This is a genomic window from Luteimicrobium subarcticum (genome assembly GCF_002798015.1).
Lineage (GTDB): Bacteria > Actinomycetota > Actinomycetes > Actinomycetales > Cellulomonadaceae > Luteimicrobium > Luteimicrobium subarcticum.
On record NZ_PGTZ01000006.1, the window covers coordinates 499,755 to 516,170 of the forward strand.

The following is a 16,416-nucleotide window of genomic DNA, read 5'->3' on the forward strand; positions in this document are numbered from 1 at the left end:
GCGGTGCACGTGCCCCGTCTACGGTGGGGCCGTGACCCGCTCGCCGCTCGTGCTCGCCGCCCTGTCGACGCAGGCCCTCCACGGGCTCGCGGCGGTCGGCGTCGAGGCCGTGCGTGAGCGCGGCGACGTCGACGCCGCCCTCGTCACCGACGCGGACGGCGGCCGGTGGGTCGTGCGCGCACCGCGCAGCGCCGCCGCAGGCGCCGCCCTCGAGGCCGAGGTCGCGGTGCTCCGACTCCTCGCGCCCTACGTCGACGCCGGCGTCCTCCCGTTCACGATCCCCGTGCCCGAAGGCTTCGCACCGCTGCCCGAGGGGGGCCGCGCCGTCGTGCACGCGCCCCTCGACGGCGAACCCGTCGACCTGTCCCTGCTCTCCGCCGGGCCCGGTCTCGCCGCCGACCTCGGACGGGTCGTCGCGGCCGTGCACGAGCTCCCCCTGACCGTCGCCGCGGACGTCGGCCTTCCCGTGTACAGCGCCGAGGACTACCGGCTGCGCCGCCTCTCCGAGGTCGACGAGGCAGCCCGCACCGGGCACGTCCCCACCGTCCTGCTCGAACGGTGGGAGGCGGCGCTGGAGGACGTGACCCTGTGGCGGTTCCAGCCCGTCGTCGTGCACGGCGACCTCGGCCCCGAGCAGGTGCTCACCCGCGGCACCCGGGTGCGCGCCGTCACCGGCTGGTCCGACGTGTCCGTCGCCGACCCCGCGGACGACCTCGCGTGGCTGCTCGTCGCCGCGCCCGCCGACGCCGCCGAGTCCATCCTCGAGGCGTACCGCCTGCGCCGGACCGACCTCGCCGACCCGCACCTCGAGGACCGGGCGCTGCTCGTCGGCGAGCTCGAGCTGGCGCGGTGGCTCCTGCACGGCGTGCGGACCGGCCAGGACGACGTCGTGGACGACGCCGTCGAGATGCTGCACGAGCTCGCCGTGGCCGTCGCGGCGGGCTGACACCCGCCTCCGTCACGCGCCGCCGGTCACGCGCCGCGGACGAGCGCCTCCAGCCCTGCGAGGTCGAGCATGTCGGCCGGGCGTTCCTCCGTGCCGTCCGCGACGTAGTAGAACGCCGCCGAGACCCGCTCCACCGGCAGCCCCGACCAGCGCGACCACGCGAGCCGGTACGCGGCGAGCTGCACCTCCCGCGCCTGCCGCGCCTCCGCGTCGCGGGGCGCGCGGCCCGTCTTCCAGTCGACGACCACGGCCCCTGGCTCGCCGTCCGGGCCGGTCTGCGGGAACACGGCGTCGATACGGCACCGCACCACCACCCCGGCGACCGGTGTCTCGACGTCCGCCTCGATCGCGAGCGGCACCCGCTCCGCCCACGGCGACGCGAGGAACGTCGCCCGGAGCGCCTCGAGCTCGTCGTCGACGACCGCGCCGCGCGCGCCCGACCACGGGCCGCCGTCCTCCGGGTCCGGCGCCTCCGGTCCGACCAGCAGGTCGTCCGCGCTCCACAGCTCCTCGACGTCCAGGAGCGCCGGCTCGCCGTAGTAGCGCTCGACCCAGGCGTGGAACCGTGTGCCTCGCCGGGCGTGACGCGACGGCTCCTTCGGGACGGGGCGGCGGCGCGCCAGCGCGAACGCGTCGCGGTCGGCCGCGAGCGCGACGAGACCGGACGCGGAGACGTGCGCCGGGAACGCGACCTCCGCCCGTGCACCGTCCTGGTCGGCCCGCTCCGCGAGCAGCAGGCGGGCGAGGGCCACGAGGTCGTCGACCGGGGCGTCGGCACCAGCCGCGTCGTCGGTCGGTCCGTCGGTACCGGGAACGCCGAGGACCGTCGCCCCCGACTCCAGCGCGTCGCGCACCGCGTCGGCCGCCGCCTGCACCGCGGCCCGCGCGGGAGACACCGACGCCGACGCCTCGGCGGGCCACACAGAGGTGGCCGTCCGGTCGGCGAGCGGGTTGTCCTCCGGCTGGTCCGACCAGGCGGACCGGTCCACGAGCCCGTCGGCCGCGAGCTCCTCGAGGAACACCGACGGCTGCGTCGGCTGCGCCCGCTCGCCGCGCCACCACGAACCCGACAGGTGCAGCTCGCGGCGCGCGCGGGTGAACGCGACGTACGCGAGCCGCCGCTCCTCCGCGAGCTGGTGGGCGCCCGCGTCGCGCTGGAACGCCTTCACGGCGTCACGGAGCTCCTGCGGGTTCTCGGCGTCCTCGTGCGCGAGGTGGGGCAGGTCGTGCGCGTCGCCCCGCAGCGGGTACGGCAGTGCGCCGCGGTCCCAGAGCCAGCCGTTGTCGACGGGGTCTCCGTCGGCGTCGGTGCGGACGGACGGGAACGTTCCCTGGACGAGCCCCGGAACCGCCACCACGTCCCACTCCAGGCCCTTCGAGCCGTGCACCGTGATGACCTGGACGGCGTCCCGGTCGACCTCGCGCAGCGGCAGCTCGAGCCCGCGCTCCTCGTCGTGCGCGGCCTTGAGCCACGCGAGGAAGCCACCGAGGGTCGGCGCGTCCGCCGACTGCGCGAAACCGACGGCGACGTCGCGGAACGCGTCGAGGTGCTCGCGGCCCAGCTCCGTCGCGCCGAGCGCGCCCGCGGCGAACAAGGCCGCCGCCACGTCGACCTCGACGTCCAGGCCGAGCGACCGCTCCGCGAAGGTCACGAGCTCGGGCAGCGAGAGGTACGTGTGCGCGCGCACGGCCCGCAGGTCGGCGGCGAGCGCGGTGAGCCGCGTGTGCGCCGCCGCGGTGAGGACCCGGCCGTCGCGTGACGCAGCGCCGGGGGCCGGCAGGTCGTCGAGCGCGTCGACGATCGACCGGTGGTCGACGACGTCACCCTCGACGACGACCGAGTCGTCGTGCGCGGTGTCGGGCGCGGTGTCGGGCATGCTGTCGGGCATGGTCTCCCCGGCATGGAGGTGCGCACGCCGCTCGTCCGCGGCCGCGAGGTCGCGGGCACGGCCCGCGAGGGCGGCGAGGTCTGCCGCGCCGAGGTTCACGCGCGGTCCCGTGAGCAGACGGACCAGCGCGTCACCCCGCGACGGGTCGTGCACGACCTGCAGGAACGCGACGAGGTCGACGACCTCGGGCGTCGTGAGCAGACCCCCCAGCCCCACGACCTCGACCGGCAGCCCGCGTCGGCGCAGCGCCGCCTCGACCACGGCGAACTGCCGCCTCGCCCGGCACAGCACCGCAGTCGACGGGGGCCGTTCGCCCGGTCCGTGGGCGGCGCGGGCGGCCTCGATCACCGTCGCGACGTGCTCGGCCTCCTCGGCCTCCGTCGCGGCGAACCAGGCCGTGACGACACCCCGACCGGCGCCGGGCCGGGCGACGAGCGCCTCCACGTCCACCGTCGACGTCACCCGCAGGGGCGCCGCGGTGCGGTTGGCCGCTCCGAGGATCGCGTCGTCGTTGCGCCAGGACGTGCGCAGGCTCAGCACCCTCGCGCGGCCGCCCGCCGCGCCGTGGTCGAGCGCGCGCCGGAAGCGGTCCGGGAACCGCCCGATGCCGCCGGCGCTCGCGCCGCGCCAGCCGTAGATCGACTGGTGCGGGTCGCCGACCGCCGTGACCGGGTGCCCGTCCCCGAACAACGCGGCGAGGAGCTCGACCTGGGCGTGGGACGTGTCCTGGTACTCGTCCAGGAGGACCGCCCGGTACTTGCTCCGCTCGAGCCGGCCCACCACGGGGACGTCGCGAGCGAGGCGCGCCGCCACCGCGACCTGGTCACCGAAGTCCATCGCCTCCAGGGCACGCTTGCGCTCCCCGTACGCGGCGACCAGGTCGAGCAGGCGCGCACGCTCCCCGAGGCTCGCGAGGATCCGCTCGACGTCCGCGTAGTGCGCGGGCCGGCGCCCCAGCGGCACCGCCGCGATCCGCCGGGCGAGCGTCTCGAGACGCTCGCGGGCATCGGCGGGGGCCAGCAGGTGCTCCGCCAGGTTGCCGGCCAGGCTGCGCACCGCGTCGACGACCGTCGCGAACGCGGCGTCCGTATCGAGGTCGCCGGCCCACGCCTCGACGACCTCGGCGGCGACCTGCCACTGGCTCGCCTCGCTGAGCAGCCGGGAACCCGGTTCGACCCCGAGCCGCAGCCCGTGGTCGGCCACCAGCCCGGCCGCGTACGCGTTGTACGTGGACACGACGGGCCGGTCGAGCACCGTCAGCGCCCCCGACCCGGCGTCCGTGCGCGCGGCGAACACCGTGAGGCGCTGCTGCACCCGCTCCGCGAGCTCGCCCGCGGCCTTGCGCGTGAACGTCAGGCCCAGGACCTCCTCGGGGCGGACGTGACCGTTGGCGACGAGCCACACGACGCGCGACGCCATGGTCTCGGTCTTGCCCGACCCCGCGCCCGCCACGACGAGGAGCGGCTGGTCGGGCTCCGCCTCGATGACCTCCACCTGCTCCGGGGTGGGCGGCGGCTTGCGGAGGATCTCGGCGATGCGCAGCGCGCCGTACTCGGCGGGCTCGGCCCGTGCCACGCCGTCGCGCGCCGTCGTCCCGGGCGGCCGGGTTGCCTCCTGCGTCACGCGACCACCTGTCGTCCCTCGGGCTGGACCGGGCACGAGCGCACCGAGGCGCACGTCCGGCAGAGCTTGTTCTCACGGGCCTCGAACGCCGACCCGGACATCGTGCGCGCGACCTCGTCGACCACGGCCACCCACTCGGCGCGACCGTCCTCGTCGAGGCCGGCCTGGGTGCGCTCCGCCGCGCCCTTCGTGGCCCCGCCCACGTAGACCAGCCGGGCTGCGGAGGACACCGCGCCGTCCGGGACGCCGGCCGCGCCGTCGAGAGCGCCCAGGTCGACGGCGACCTGGTAGGCCCCCAGCTGCGGGTGCTCGGGCATGTCCTTCTGGGGCGGGGCGCTCGCCCCGGTCTTGAGGTCGACCACCTCGACCGTCCCGGGGCGGGGACCCGCCTCGACCCGGTCGACCGTGCCGCGCAGCACCGCGCGCTCCCCCACCTCGACCTCGAACGACGTCTCGACCGCGAGGACCTCGCGGCCCGCCACGTACTCGGCGAGCCGGCGCACCATCTCGTCCGCGCGGCGGCGCGTCTGGGTGGTCGGCCAGCCGGGCCGCAGCCCGAGCTCGGGGAACCGGCGGCGCAGCTCGTCGGCGAGCTCGTGGTGCCGGCCCGACGGGAGCGCCTCCGCGATCGCGTGGACGAGGGTGCCGAGGGTCTGGTGGGTGGCGTCCGGGGCGGTGCCGCCCACGCTCTCGAGCGCCCACCGCAGCGCGCACGCACGCACGGTCTCGACCTTCGACGGCGAGACCCGGACGCGCTCGTCGCCCTCGACGAGGGGCGCCTGCGACGACACGTCCGACGCGCCGTACCAGTCCTGCGGCCCCGCGCCGCGGACCCCCTCGCGGGCGAGGTCCGCGACGAGACGCACCGCGGCGGCTCCCTCCGGCGAGTCAGGGTCGGCGACGGCACGGCGGCGCGCCGTCGCGACGAGACCCCGCAGGTCGAGCGGCGCCCCGGGCCGGACGGGCACGCGCGCAGGTGCGGGGTCCGCGCCGTCGCCGTCCGGGACCGGCGGCGGCGGGACGACCAGGTCGCAGAACACCGAGGGACGCTCGTCGGGGTCGTCGACGGCGGTCACGAGGAGCCGCCGCCGCGCCCGCGAGACCGCGACGGCGAACGCCCGCAGCTCGTCCGCGAGCACGGCGCGGCGTGCCTGGGCGCCGTCGGGCGACCCGCTGACGTCGCGCCGGGCCAGGACCTCCACGAGCGCCTGCGAGCCGAGCAGCGAGTCGCGCAGCCGCAGGTCGGGCCACACGCCGTCCTGGACGCCGGTCACGACGACGACGTCCCACTCCCCGCCGGCGGCGCCGGCGGGCGTGAGCGCCGAGACCGACCCGGCGCCCGATCCCTGGGCGGCGAGGGTGTCGGCCGGCAGGTCCTGCGACGCGAGGTGCTCGAGGAAGCTCGCGACGGACGCCTGCGGCAGCCGGTCCACGAACGTCTCGGCGGCGCGGAACAGGGCGAGCACGGCGTCGAGGTCACGGTCGGCGCGGGCGCCCGCGGCGCCGCCCTCGAGCGCGGTCCGCTGCCACCGGGCGGCGAGCCCCGACGCGGCCCACGCGGCCCAGAGCACGGTCTGCGGGTCGGCGCCCGGGGCGTGCAGCGCCGTGCGGGCGGCGGCGACCACGCGGGCCACCGCAGCCGCCTGCGCGCGGACGGTGGGCGGCAGCGTGGCCGTCCGGGCGGGGTCGAGCGCGACCTCCACGAGGAGCGCGTCCGACGCTCGTCCGCCGCCGCCGGCCCGTTCCTCGGCGCGCAGCGCGCGGCGCAGGCGCCGCAGCCCGACGACGTCGAGGCCACCGACCGGCGACGTGAAGAGCTCCGCGACGACGAGGGCGCGCTCGTCCGCGGCGCTGTCCGCGTCCCCTGCCGCGTCCTCCGGCCGGTCCTCGACCGCGTCGACGCCCAGCTCGTCGGGCGTGTCCGGCGCGGCGTCGCCCGTGAGCGCGAGGCCCACGGCGGCGAGCAGGGGACGCACGGCGGGCTCGTCGCGCAGCGGGACGTCCGAGCCGAGCAGCGCGACCGGCACGGACGCGGCGAGCAGCCCGCGGCGCAGCGCGGCGAGCTGTCCGCCGGCCCGCGCGACGACCGCCATGCGGTCCCACGACGTGCCACGCAGCAGGTGCTCCTCGCGCAGGGCGCGCGCCACGTAGGCGACCTCGTCGGCCCCGGACACGAACGTGGCGACCTCGACGCTCTCAGCGCCCGAGCTGTCGGCAGACGGGCCGCGCGCAGGGTCGTCGGCGGCGGGGTCGTCGGCGGCGGGGTCGTCGCCGGCGGGGTCGTCGCCGGACGAGCTCGCGACGGCCGCTCGCCGATGAGCGGCCGCCCCGAGCGTGGGCACGGCGGAGGTGACGCGCCGCACGACGTCCCGCAGCGCCGGGCCGCCGCGGTGGACGGTCCCGAGCACGAGGGTCTCGGCGCCGAGGGCTCCGGGCTCGGCGGACAGCGGCGCGGACGCCCGGCCGACGAGCGACGGGTCGGCGCCGCGGAAGCCCTGGACGGCGACGTCGGGGTCGCCGAGCAGGACGAGGCGGGCGCCGTCGTCGCGCAGCACCCCGAGGAGCGTCGCCGTCGCGGCGGTGGCCTCCTGGTAGTCGTCGACCACCACGAGGTCCCACCGGGGGCGCGGGGTGCCGGGCAGCTCGTCGTCCCAGGCGCGCAGCGTCTCGGCGGCCTCGGCGACCACGACGGCGGGGTCGAACCGGGCGCCGCGGTCGGGCGTGCCCGCACCGAGCGCGGTCACGGCCTGGTACTCGTCGTAGAGCTGTGCGGCGAGCACCCACTCCGGGCGGTCCTTGGCCGCGCCGAGGGCGGCGAGCCGCGCCGGTCCGAGGTCGTGCTCGGCGGCGCGCATGAGCAGGTCGCGAAGCTCCTGACGGAACCCGCGCAGCCCCAGCACCTCCGGCGGGAGCCCCTCGGGCAGGTCGAGCGGTGCGCCCTCGCCGGCGACGTGCCCGGCGAGCAGCTCGGCGAGCAGGAGGTCCTGCTCGGGCCCGGACACGAGCATGGGCGCGGGCTCGTCGAGCGCGTCCGCACGGGCAGCGAGCACCGCGAACGCGACGGACGCGACGGTCCGCACGAGCGGGGCGGACAGGGTGCGTCCGGCGCGCGCCGTGAGGACGTCGCGGACCGTCGCCGCGCCACGACGGGTGGCGGACAGGAGCAGGACGCGGTGCGGTGCGACGCCCCGGACGAGCGCGTCGGCGGCGACCTCGACGGCCACGGTGGTGCGACCGGTGCCCGGGGCGCCGGTGACGAGGAGGGCGGCGCCGGGCGAGAGGCGCGCGGCGGCATCCACGACGTCCGCCTGCGAGGGGTCGAGGACGAGGTCGCGCGCGGCGTGCGCGACGGGGGCCAGGAGGCGGACGGCGGGGGTCACGGGAAGATCCCACCAGACGGGTCCGACAACCGGCCGCGCGGTGAACAGGTCGAGACCAGTCGTCTCGGCTGCCGATATCACCCTGGTCACCAGATGGACGCGACCCTACGATCGCAGCGAACGATCGGAGGTCCTGATGGCCGACACCCTGACGGCGCCGCGGCGCCGGCTCCCGCGTGCCTCGCGGCGCGCCCAGCTCCTCGGCATCGCCACCGAGCTCTTCGCGGAGCACGGTTACCACCACATCTCGATGGACGACATCGCCGACCGCGCCGGCGTGTCGAAGCCGGTCCTCTACCGCCACTTCCCGTCCAAGCTGGACCTCTACCTCGCCGTGGTCGACGCGTGCGCCGACCACCTGGTCCGCGAGGTCGAGGAGGCGCTCGCGCCGGCCCGTGCGCTCGAGGACGTCCCCGGGCAGACGGTCGTGCGTGCGGTGGTCGACGCCTACGCGACGTTCGCGCTCACGTCCGGCCGTGCCGCGTCGCTGCTGTTCGAGTCGGACGTCACGCGCGACGACACCGTCCGCGCCCGCGTCATGCGGCCCGACGTGACGATCGCGTGCTCGTTCGCCGACGTCCTGGTCCACCTGTCGGGCATGAGCCGGCAGCAGGCCGAGGTGCTGGGTCGGACCTTCACGGGCGTCGCCCGGACGGCAGCCGCCGAGATCGTCCGCACGCTCGCCGAGGCCGCGGACGACGAGCTCGGCCGGCGCGCGGCCGACGAGGTCGCCGACCTGCTCGCGAGCTTCACGTGGGGCGGCCTGCGCGACCTCGTCGTGACGGCCGACCCGCCGCAGACCGCCTCGGCCTGACACGGCGTCCACCGCCCGCGCGTCGTTTCAGCGCTCAGCGGATCACCGCCGCCAAGAGGCCTGCCGGACCGTGCGGCGCTCTAGGATTCCGGCAGGAGAGGCACCGATCGCGTCGCACCCGCGGCAGGCGGCGGTGCCGCCGGAGGGAGCTGAGGTGGAAGTCACGATCGGTGTGAAGCACCTGCCGCGCGAGCTGGTCATCGAGACCGAGCAGACGGCGGAAGAGGTCGCCAAGACGGTGTCGAAGGCGCTCCAGGGCGGGTCCACGCTCGAGCTCCAGGACTCCCGGGGACGCCGCTACGTCGTGCCGGCGGAGTCCGTCGGCTACGTCGAGATCGGCACCGAGGAGACGCGCCGGGTCGGCTTCGGCACGCTCTGACGTCGCGCGTCCGGCCGTCGCACGCCGACGGCCGGACGCGCGAGCGCCGCTACGGCGTGAGCCCGAGGTCCCGCATGCGCGACGCGTGGTTCTCGGTGAGCACTCGCGACACCTCGGCCCGGTCACCGGCCAGGCGGCCGAGCGCGGGGTGGTCCGCGAGGAGCTCCTGCACGAGGACGAGCGCCTCACCGGCGACGCGCCGCCCCCACAGCGACAGCCGCGCGGCGAGGACGGTGTCCCGCGCCGCGGCGTCGCGCACCGCGTCGGCGGACGCCGGGTCGTGCCGGACGGCCCCCACGACGGACCGCGTCCCGTCGTCGAGCGACGCGGAGCACAGCGCGCAGAAGTCCTCGGCGATCGACCGGCCCAGGTGCTCGCGCAGGACGTCCTCCTCCCAGCCGCCGGGCTCGGTGCGCGCGTCGAAGACGTCGAACACGCCCTCGTAGTCGCGCATCGCGGGGGCGGGGTCGCCGCCCAGCTCGACGAGGTGGGCGAGCGTCGCCTCGCAGCGCGCCATCGCCGCTGCGGCGCGCCGCGCGAGCGCGAGGCGCGGGACGGCGTCGAACGCCTCCGCGGCGTCCCGCCCGAAACGGCCGACGTCGTCGAGCTCGAACACCGCGACGAGTGCGAGCAGCTCGCACGCGTCGGCGTGCTCGCCGGTCGACCTGTCGGGGGGCGCGGCGGACGACATCCCCCCAGCATAGGGACGCCGCGGGTAGACTGGGGGCGTACAACGGTTGCCCGGTCGTCCTGCTTCCCGCTCGACCAGCTTCGACCCCGACGGGTCGACCACGTCGCACGTGGCCGACGTCCCGTCCCCGCATCGCGCGATCGGCTGCCGCCCGTGGCGCTCGTGCGCCCCCGGAGCCTGCCGCCCGGCCGAGGACATCTCGGTGCCGGCGGACGCGTCCGCGGCGCGAGCCCGACCCGACGAGGAACCGTGACGACCGACGTGACGACCGAGACTCCCCAGACCACCCCCGAGCCCGCCGACGTGACCGTCGACAGCGCCGCCGACGTGACCGTCGACGCGGCCGAGACGCTCGACGTCCCCGCGACGGACGAGGCCCCCACCCAGACGTTCGCCGACTTCGGCGTCCGCCCCGAGATCGCGGGCTCGCTCGCCGACGCGGGCATCGTCCACCCCTTCCCGATCCAGGCGATGACGCTGCCCGTCGCGATGGCGCGGCACGACATCATCGGCCAGGCGAAGACCGGTACCGGCAAGACCTTCGGGTTCGGCGTGCCGCTGCTCGAGCACGTCGTGTCCCCCGGCGAGCCCGGCTGGGACACGAAGCCCGACGCCGGCAAGCCGCAGGCCATCGTCGTCGTCCCGACGCGCGAGCTGGCGGTGCAGGTCGCCGGCGACCTCCAGAAGGCGTCGACCCGCCGCAGCGTCCGCGTCCTCCAGCTCTACGGCGGCCGCGCGTACGAGCCGCAGATCGAGGCGCTCCAGCGCGGCGTCGAGGTCGTCGTCGGCACGCCCGGACGCGTCGTCGACCTCATCAAGCAGCGGCACCTCGACCTGTCGCGCGCCACCACCGTGGTGCTCGACGAGGCTGACGAGATGCTCGACCTCGGGTTCCTCCCGGACGTGGAGCGCATCATCTCGGCGACGCCCGCCAACCGGCACACCATGCTCTTCTCGGCGACGATGCCGGGCGCGGTCGTCGCGATGGCCCGCCGCTACATGACGCAGCCGACGCACATCCGGGCCAACGACCCCGACGACGCCGGCGCCACCGTCAAGAACATCAAGCAGGTCGTCTACCGCGCGCACGCACTCGACAAGGTCGAGATGCTCGCCCGCATCCTGCAGGCCGACCAGCGCGGTCTGACGATCGTGTTCACGCGCACCAAGCGCACGGCGGCGAAGGTCTCGGACGAGCTGGTCGAGCGCGGGTTCGCCGCGGCGGCCATCCACGGCGACCTCGGTCAGGGATCGCGCGAGCAGGCGCTGCGCGCGTTCCGCTCGGGCAAGGTCGACGTGCTCGTCGCGACGGACGTCGCGGCGCGCGGCATCGACGTCGACGACGTGACCCACGTCGTCAACTACCAGTGCCCCGAGGACGAGAAGACGTACCTGCACCGCACGGGCCGCACCGGCCGTGCCGGCAACCGCGGCACCGCGGTCACGTTCGTCGACTGGGACGACGTCCCGCGCTGGAGCCTCATCGACAAGGCGCTCGGGCTCGGCGTCCCCGCCCCGGTCGAGACGTACTCGTCGTCCGAGCACCTGTACACGGACCTCGACATCCCCGCCGGCACGAAGGGCCGCCTGCCGAAGGCGCAGCAGGTCCGCGCCGGGCTCGACGCGGAGCGCCTGGAGGACCTCGGCGAGACGGGCAAGCGCACGTCGGGACGTCCGTCCGGGTCCCGCAGCGGTCACGACGGCGGTCCTTCCGGCGGCGGTCGGTCGGGCGGCACCCGGTCCGGCGGCGGTCGCTCGAGCGGCACCCGCTCCGGCGGTGACCGCGACGGGTCGCACCAGCACCCGCAGACGCGCCCCGCGACCGGAGGAGACGGCCACAGCGGGACCACGCAGGACGCCGGCGCGGCACCCACCACGTCGGCCGCGGGCGAGCAGGCACCGGCGCGCCGGCGTCGCCGTCGCCGTCGCAGCGGCGGTGCCGGTGGCGGCGCCACCGACGGCGCCCAGGGCACCTCGGAGGCCTGAGCACACCGACCCGTGACGAGAGGGGCGCACCCCGCGGGGTGCGCCCCTCTCGTCACGCTCGGCGGGCGTTCACCCCGCACCGGTGGTCGAATCGACCGCGGGGGTGACGACGATGACATCGACGATGCCAGGTCGACGACGACCGCGCCGGTCCGTGCTCGCGGCAGGGGCGGTGGTGGTCGCAGGGCTGTTCGGCGCGTGCCAGGCGCCCGCGCCGCCGACGGACGCGGTGGGCCCGCCGAGCGTCGTCCACGGACCGGAGCTGCGTGCGTCGGCCGTCGTGGCCGTCACGACCTACCGGTACGTCCTCCCGCTGCGGCTCTGGGTCCGGAGCAGCCCGTCGAGCACCGCGCGCGTGGTGGGGACCTTCACCCGCGGCACGCGGGTGAAGGTCGTCGGTTCGACGCACGGCTGGTCCCGGATCCAGCGCGGGACGGGGTACGGGTGGCTGCCCACCGCCCACCTCGCGGTGCACGCCCCGCCGCCCGCGCCCCGCCTGGCGGACCGGGTGGCGCACGCGTACGGCGTGGCGACGGTCCTCTACTCGACGACGTCCGCCTGCGGTCGCCTGACCACGAGCCCCGCGCAGGGCGGCGTCCTCGGGTGCTACGAGCTCGCGCACCCGGGACGGATCCGGGTCGCCGCGTGGATGCGTCACTACAGCACGATGTCGCCCCCGAGCCTGGGCCGGTCGCGCACCGACGTCACGGCGCGCCACGAGGTCGCGCACGACATGATCCGGCGCCGGTGCGGCACCGCGCTGCCGCGGGTGGCCGGGTCCCGGATCGAGCACGTCGCGGACGCCTACTCGCGGCTCTACGCCAACGCGCCCGAGGCCTACTACGGGTACACGGCGTCCGACGCGGCGAAGGCGCGCGCGATCCACGCGGGCCGCTGCTCCTGACCGGAGCGCAGGACGAGACCTGCCGGGGCGCGACCCCCGGGGACGTCGGGCGGCCCGCCGCCGACGGTGCGAGAATCCCCGTGACCTGAGCCCCGGACGACCCGCGGGAGACGTGCATGCCCACGACCACCCCCGACCAGCACGCCCGCCTCGCACGGTGGACCGTCCACGGCGACGGACGCAGCCCCTCCCCGGGGGGTGTCGTCGCACCGGACGAGCGGCTGACCTGGCCGCGGACCGTCGGGATCGGGCTCCAGCACGTCGTCGCGATGTTCGGGTCGACGTTCATCGTCCCGATCCTCACGGGCTTCTCGCCCGCGACGACGCTGTTCTTCTCGGCCGTGGGGACGGCCCTGTTCCTGGTGGTGACGGGGAACCGGCTGCCGAGCTACCTGGGCTCGAGCTTCGCGTTCATCGCGCCGATCCTCGCCGCGACGGGCTCGGACGGGAAGAGCGTGGCGGTCGGCGGGATCCTGCTGACGGGCCTGGTGCTCACGGCGGTCGGCGTGGTGGTGCAGGTGGCCGGCGCCGGGTGGATCAACCGGCTCATGCCACCGGTGATCACGGGCACCATCGTCGCGCTCATCGGTCTCAACCTCGCGCCCGCGGCGTGGAACAACTTCCGGTTGGCTCCGTCGGCGGCCGTCGTGACGCTCGCCGCGATCCTGCTCACGAGCGTGTTCTTCCGCGGCATCCTGGGGCGGTTGTCGATCCTCGTGGGGGTGCTCGTCGGGTACGCGGCGACGTGGCTGTGCGGGAACGTGCTCGGCTGGTCGACGTTCGGCACCGTGGTGTTCAACGACCCGGCCGCCCCGGACGACCCGACCCGCAGCGTCGACGCCGCAGCGTGGGTGGGCTTCCCGACGTTCACGAGCCCCTCGTTCTCGTGGTCCGTGGTCGGCCTGTTCGTCCCGGTGGTGCTGGTGCTCATCGCCGAGAACGTCGGCCACGTGAAGTCGGTGTCCACGATGACGGGCCGCGACCTCGACCCGCTGATCGGGCGGGCGCTGCTCGCGGACGGCCTCGCCACCACGCTCGCGGGGACGGGCGGCGGCTCGGGGACCACGACGTACGCCGAGAACATCGGCGTCATGGCCGCGACGCGGATCTACTCCACGGCGGCGTACTGGGTCGCGGCGGTGGCCGCGCTGTTCCTGTCGCTGTGCCCGAAGTTCGGGGTGCTCGTCGCGACCATCCCCGCGGGCGTCCTCGGCGGCGCGACGACGATGCTCTACGGCATGATCGGCATCCTCGGTGCGCGCATCTGGGTGCAGAACCGGGTCGACTTCGGCGACCCCGTGAACCTCGCGACCGCTGCCGTGCCCCTCGTGATCGGCATCGCGGACTTCACCTGGAAGGTCGGCGACCTCGTCTTCACGGGGATCGCGCTGGGCACGGCGGCCGCGCTCGTCGTGTTCCACCTGCTGCGCTGGGTCGAGCGCGTCCGTGGCACGGGTCAGGAGCCCGCGAGCCCGGCGTCGGTGCCCGACGTCAGCCCGGAGCGTCGTCCGGGGTCTGCGCCACCTCGTCCCGGATCCGCTCCATCGTGACGTCGAGCGTGGAGGCGACCTCCGCGGCGAGCTTCAGCGCGTCCGTGATGTGCTGCGGGACCTCCTTGTCGTACTTGTAGTAGATCTTGTGCTCGAGGCTCGCCCAGAAGTCCATGGCGATGGTGCGCAGCTGCACCTCGACGACCACGGACTCCACCCGGTCGGACAGGAACACCGGCACCCGCAGGATGAGGTGCAGGCTCTTGTACCCGTTCGACTTGGGGTGCGTGATGTAGTCGCGCTCGTCGACGAGCGTGAGGTCGGGCTGCGCGAGCAGCATGTCGCGCACGCGGTAGATGTCCGACCCGAACGCGCACGTGATCCGGACGCCCGCGATGTCGAACATCTGCTCGTTGAGGGCGGCGCGCGTCAGGGGGATGCCCTTGCGCCGGGCCTTCGCGACGATCGACCGCGGCGACTTGAGCCGCGACCCGAGGTGCTCGATGGGGTTGTCGGCGTGCAGCTCGCGCATCTCCTCGCGCAGCACCTCGACCTTGGTGACGACCTCGTCGATGCCGAACTTGTAGATCAGCAGCATCCGCTGGAGCTCGTCGAACCGCTCGGGGTCGAGGCCGCCCGGCAGCGTGCCCTTCCCGTCGTGCGTCGCGTCGGTCATGGTCGCCTCACGCCGCCTGGACGAACGCCGTGACGGAGTTCGCGATCATCTGGACCGCGATCGCGGCGAGGAGCAGGCCGGCGATGCGCGTCACGAGGGTGGTACCCGACTCCCCGAGGACCCGGTGGATCACGTTCGCGAACCGCATCGCCGCGAACAGGCACAGGCACACGGCGACCAGGCCGAGCAGGATCGTGATCCAGTCCCCCGCTCCCCCGTCGCTGCCCTGCACGAACACCATCATCGACACGATGGCGCCGGGGCCGGCGAGCAGCGGCGTGCCGAGCGGCACCATCGCGACGTTCGCGCCACGGGCCGACGGCGACGGGGTCTCCGCCTTGCCGGTCAGCAGCTCCATCGCGACGAGCAGGAGCAGGAGCCCGCCGGACCCCTGCAGCGCAGGCAACGACACGTGCAGGTACGCGAGCAGCTTCTGCCCGAAGACCGCGAACCCCACGATGACACCGAACGCCACGAGCACCGCCGTGCGCGCCGCGGCCTTGCGCTGCTTGGCGCCCATCGCGCTCGTGAGCGCGAGGAAGATCGGCACGGTACCCGGCGGGTCCATGATGACGAACAGCGTCACGAACACCGTGACGAACAGCTGCGGGTCGAACACGTCGGCGAGGTTCACGGCGCGACCACCGTCCCGCGCCCCGCCGCGACGATCGCGTCGAGCACCTCGGGCGACGTGGTGTTCTCGCCGAGACGGTTGGGCTTGCCGTCGCCGTGGTAGTCGCTCGAGCCGGTGGTGAGCAGGCCCAGGCGCGCGGCGAGGCCGTGCAGGTGCGCACGCTGCGAGCTGGTGTGCTCGCGGTGGTCGACCTCGACGCCCGCGAGCCCCGCCTCGGTCATGGCGGCGATCGCGGCGTCGTCGACGACGCGCCCCCGGACGGACGCGAGCGGGTGCGCGATCACCGGCACACCGCCCGCCGCACGCACGAGCGCCAGCAGGTCCGTGACGTGCGGGGAGTAGTGCCCGACGTAGTACGGCGACGACGGGTGCAGCAGCGTCGCGAACGCCTCCTCGCGGTTGGCCACGATCCCCGTGTGCACGAGCGCGTCGGCCAGGTGCGGGCGCCCGACGGTCGTGCCGGGCGCGGTCCGGGCGACGACGTCGTCCCAGGTCAGCGGGTAGTCGGCGGCGAGCCGGCCGATGATCGTGCGAGCCCGCTCGCGGCGGTCGACGCGGACGCGCTCGAGCTCGGCGACGAGCGCCGGGTCGTCGCCGTCGTGCAGGTAGCTGAGCAGGTGCACGGGGACGCGGTGGTCGCGGTCGTCCTCGCCGCGGACCATCACGTGCCCGGACAGCTCCGCACCGGGCACGAACGTCACGCCGTGCTCGCGTGCGGCGGACGACGCCTGGGGCCAGCCCTGCGCGGTGTCGTGGTCGGTCAGCGCGACGACGTCGAGCCCCGCCGCGGCCGCGTACGCCACCACCTGTCCCGGGTCGTCCGTGCCGTCCGACGCCGTGGAGTGGGTGTGGAGGTCGATGCGCACCCCACCAGGGTACGAGGCGGGCGAACACCAGACGTCCACGAGCCCGCCCCCGCACCCGCCGCTCCTGCCCGGCGTCGGGGCCGCGCCCGGTGGCACGATGGACGTCACCCCGCACGCACCACCGCCACCACCGAACGT

General features: G+C 75.6%; 12 protein-coding genes. 6 read left to right on the plus strand and 6 right to left on the minus strand.

Features of this window, described 5'->3' with window-relative positions; all coding sequences use genetic code 11:
• Positions 1–31: 31 nt before the first annotated feature.
• Complete coding sequence (locus CLV34_RS02940) at positions 32–946, plus strand: phosphotransferase (protein ID WP_100348717.1); 915 nt, start codon at positions 32–34, stop codon at positions 944–946.
• A gap of 26 nt (positions 947–972) precedes the next feature.
• Here the strand turns inward: CLV34_RS02940 and CLV34_RS02945 are convergent, their stop codons facing one another.
• Together CLV34_RS02945 and CLV34_RS02950 are read right to left on the minus strand one after the other, a co-directional pair.
• Positions 973–4,458 carry an ATP-dependent helicase gene (locus CLV34_RS02945; RefSeq protein ID WP_100348718.1) on the minus strand — a complete coding sequence of 1,162 codons (3,486 nt, stop codon included), beginning with the start codon at positions 4,456–4,458 and terminating at the stop codon, positions 973–975.
• On the minus strand, positions 4,455–7,838 hold the full coding sequence (locus CLV34_RS02950; RefSeq protein ID WP_245858938.1) for a UrvD/REP family ATP-dependent DNA helicase: 3,384 nt from the start codon (positions 7,836–7,838) through the stop codon (positions 4,455–4,457). The genes CLV34_RS02945 and CLV34_RS02950 overlap by 4 nt, the downstream gene beginning before the upstream one ends.
• 136 nt (positions 7,839–7,974) lie before the next feature.
• Between CLV34_RS02950 and CLV34_RS02955 the strand changes: the two genes are divergently transcribed.
• Positions 7,975–8,652, plus strand: coding sequence for a TetR/AcrR family transcriptional regulator (locus CLV34_RS02955; protein WP_100348719.1), 678 nt, complete (start codon positions 7,975–7,977; stop codon positions 8,650–8,652).
• Between the two features lie 154 nt (positions 8,653–8,806).
• Positions 8,807–9,031, plus strand: coding sequence for a DUF3107 domain-containing protein (locus CLV34_RS02960; RefSeq protein WP_100348720.1), 225 nt, complete (start codon positions 8,807–8,809; stop codon positions 9,029–9,031).
• A gap of 49 nt (positions 9,032–9,080) precedes the next feature.
• Here the strand turns inward: CLV34_RS02960 and CLV34_RS02965 are convergent, their stop codons facing one another.
• Positions 9,081–9,722, minus strand: a complete 642-nt coding sequence (locus CLV34_RS02965) for a ferritin-like fold-containing protein (RefSeq protein WP_157803675.1) — start codon at positions 9,720–9,722, stop codon at positions 9,081–9,083.
• A gap of 249 nt (positions 9,723–9,971) precedes the next feature.
• Here CLV34_RS02965 and CLV34_RS02970 point away from each other — a divergent pair, with 249 nt between their 5' ends.
• From CLV34_RS02970 to CLV34_RS02980, 3 genes are all read left to right on the plus strand, one after another.
• Positions 9,972–11,708 carry a DEAD/DEAH box helicase gene (locus CLV34_RS02970; protein WP_425436165.1) on the plus strand — a complete coding sequence of 579 codons (1,737 nt, stop codon included), beginning with the start codon at positions 9,972–9,974 and terminating at the stop codon, positions 11,706–11,708.
• Between the two features lie 124 nt (positions 11,709–11,832).
• Complete coding sequence (locus CLV34_RS02975) at positions 11,833–12,612, plus strand: SH3 domain-containing protein (protein ID WP_170044551.1); 780 nt, start codon at positions 11,833–11,835, stop codon at positions 12,610–12,612.
• A 116-nt stretch (positions 12,613–12,728) separates the two neighbouring features.
• Positions 12,729–14,162: a uracil-xanthine permease family protein gene (locus tag CLV34_RS02980; RefSeq protein ID WP_100348723.1), complete on the plus strand. Its 1,434-nt coding sequence runs from the start codon at positions 12,729–12,731 to the stop codon at positions 14,160–14,162.
• Here the strand turns inward: CLV34_RS02980 and CLV34_RS02985 are convergent.
• The 3 genes from CLV34_RS02985 to CLV34_RS02995 are packed head-to-tail and all read right to left on the minus strand — an operon-like array spanning position 14,104 to position 16,278.
• Positions 14,104–14,778 (minus strand): GTP pyrophosphokinase, encoded by a 675-nt coding sequence (locus CLV34_RS02985; RefSeq protein ID WP_100348724.1) that lies wholly within the window; start codon positions 14,776–14,778, stop codon positions 14,104–14,106. The genes CLV34_RS02980 and CLV34_RS02985 overlap by 59 nt on opposite strands.
• Before the next feature lie 7 nt (positions 14,779–14,785).
• The gene (locus CLV34_RS02990) at positions 14,786–15,412 is read right to left on the minus strand and encodes a MarC family protein (protein ID WP_281255164.1); all 627 of its coding nucleotides are present in this window, start codon (positions 15,410–15,412) and stop codon (positions 14,786–14,788) included.
• Positions 15,409–16,278 carry a PHP domain-containing protein gene (locus tag CLV34_RS02995; protein ID WP_100348725.1) on the minus strand — a complete coding sequence of 290 codons (870 nt, stop codon included), beginning with the start codon at positions 16,276–16,278 and terminating at the stop codon, positions 15,409–15,411. Before CLV34_RS02995 ends, CLV34_RS02990 begins: the two co-directional genes overlap by 4 nt.
• Between the last annotated feature and the right edge of the window lie 138 nt (positions 16,279–16,416).

What these genes read in the sequence shown, in the direction of transcription:
- CLV34_RS02975 (WP_170044551.1), top strand. Translation starts at nt 11,833, where the DNA reads ATGCCAGGTCGACGACGACCGCGCCGGTCCGTGCTCGCGGCAGGGGCG.
- CLV34_RS02985 (WP_100348724.1), bottom strand. Translation starts at nt 14,778, where the DNA reads ATGACCGACGCGACGCACGACGGGAAGGGCACGCTGCCGGGCGGCCTC.
- CLV34_RS02965 (WP_157803675.1), bottom strand. Translation starts at nt 9,722, where the DNA reads ATGTCGTCCGCCGCGCCCCCCGACAGGTCGACCGGCGAGCACGCCGAC.
- CLV34_RS02980 (WP_100348723.1), top strand. Translation starts at nt 12,729, where the DNA reads ATGCCCACGACCACCCCCGACCAGCACGCCCGCCTCGCACGGTGGACC.
- CLV34_RS02955 (WP_100348719.1), top strand. Translation starts at nt 7,975, where the DNA reads ATGGCCGACACCCTGACGGCGCCGCGGCGCCGGCTCCCGCGTGCCTCG.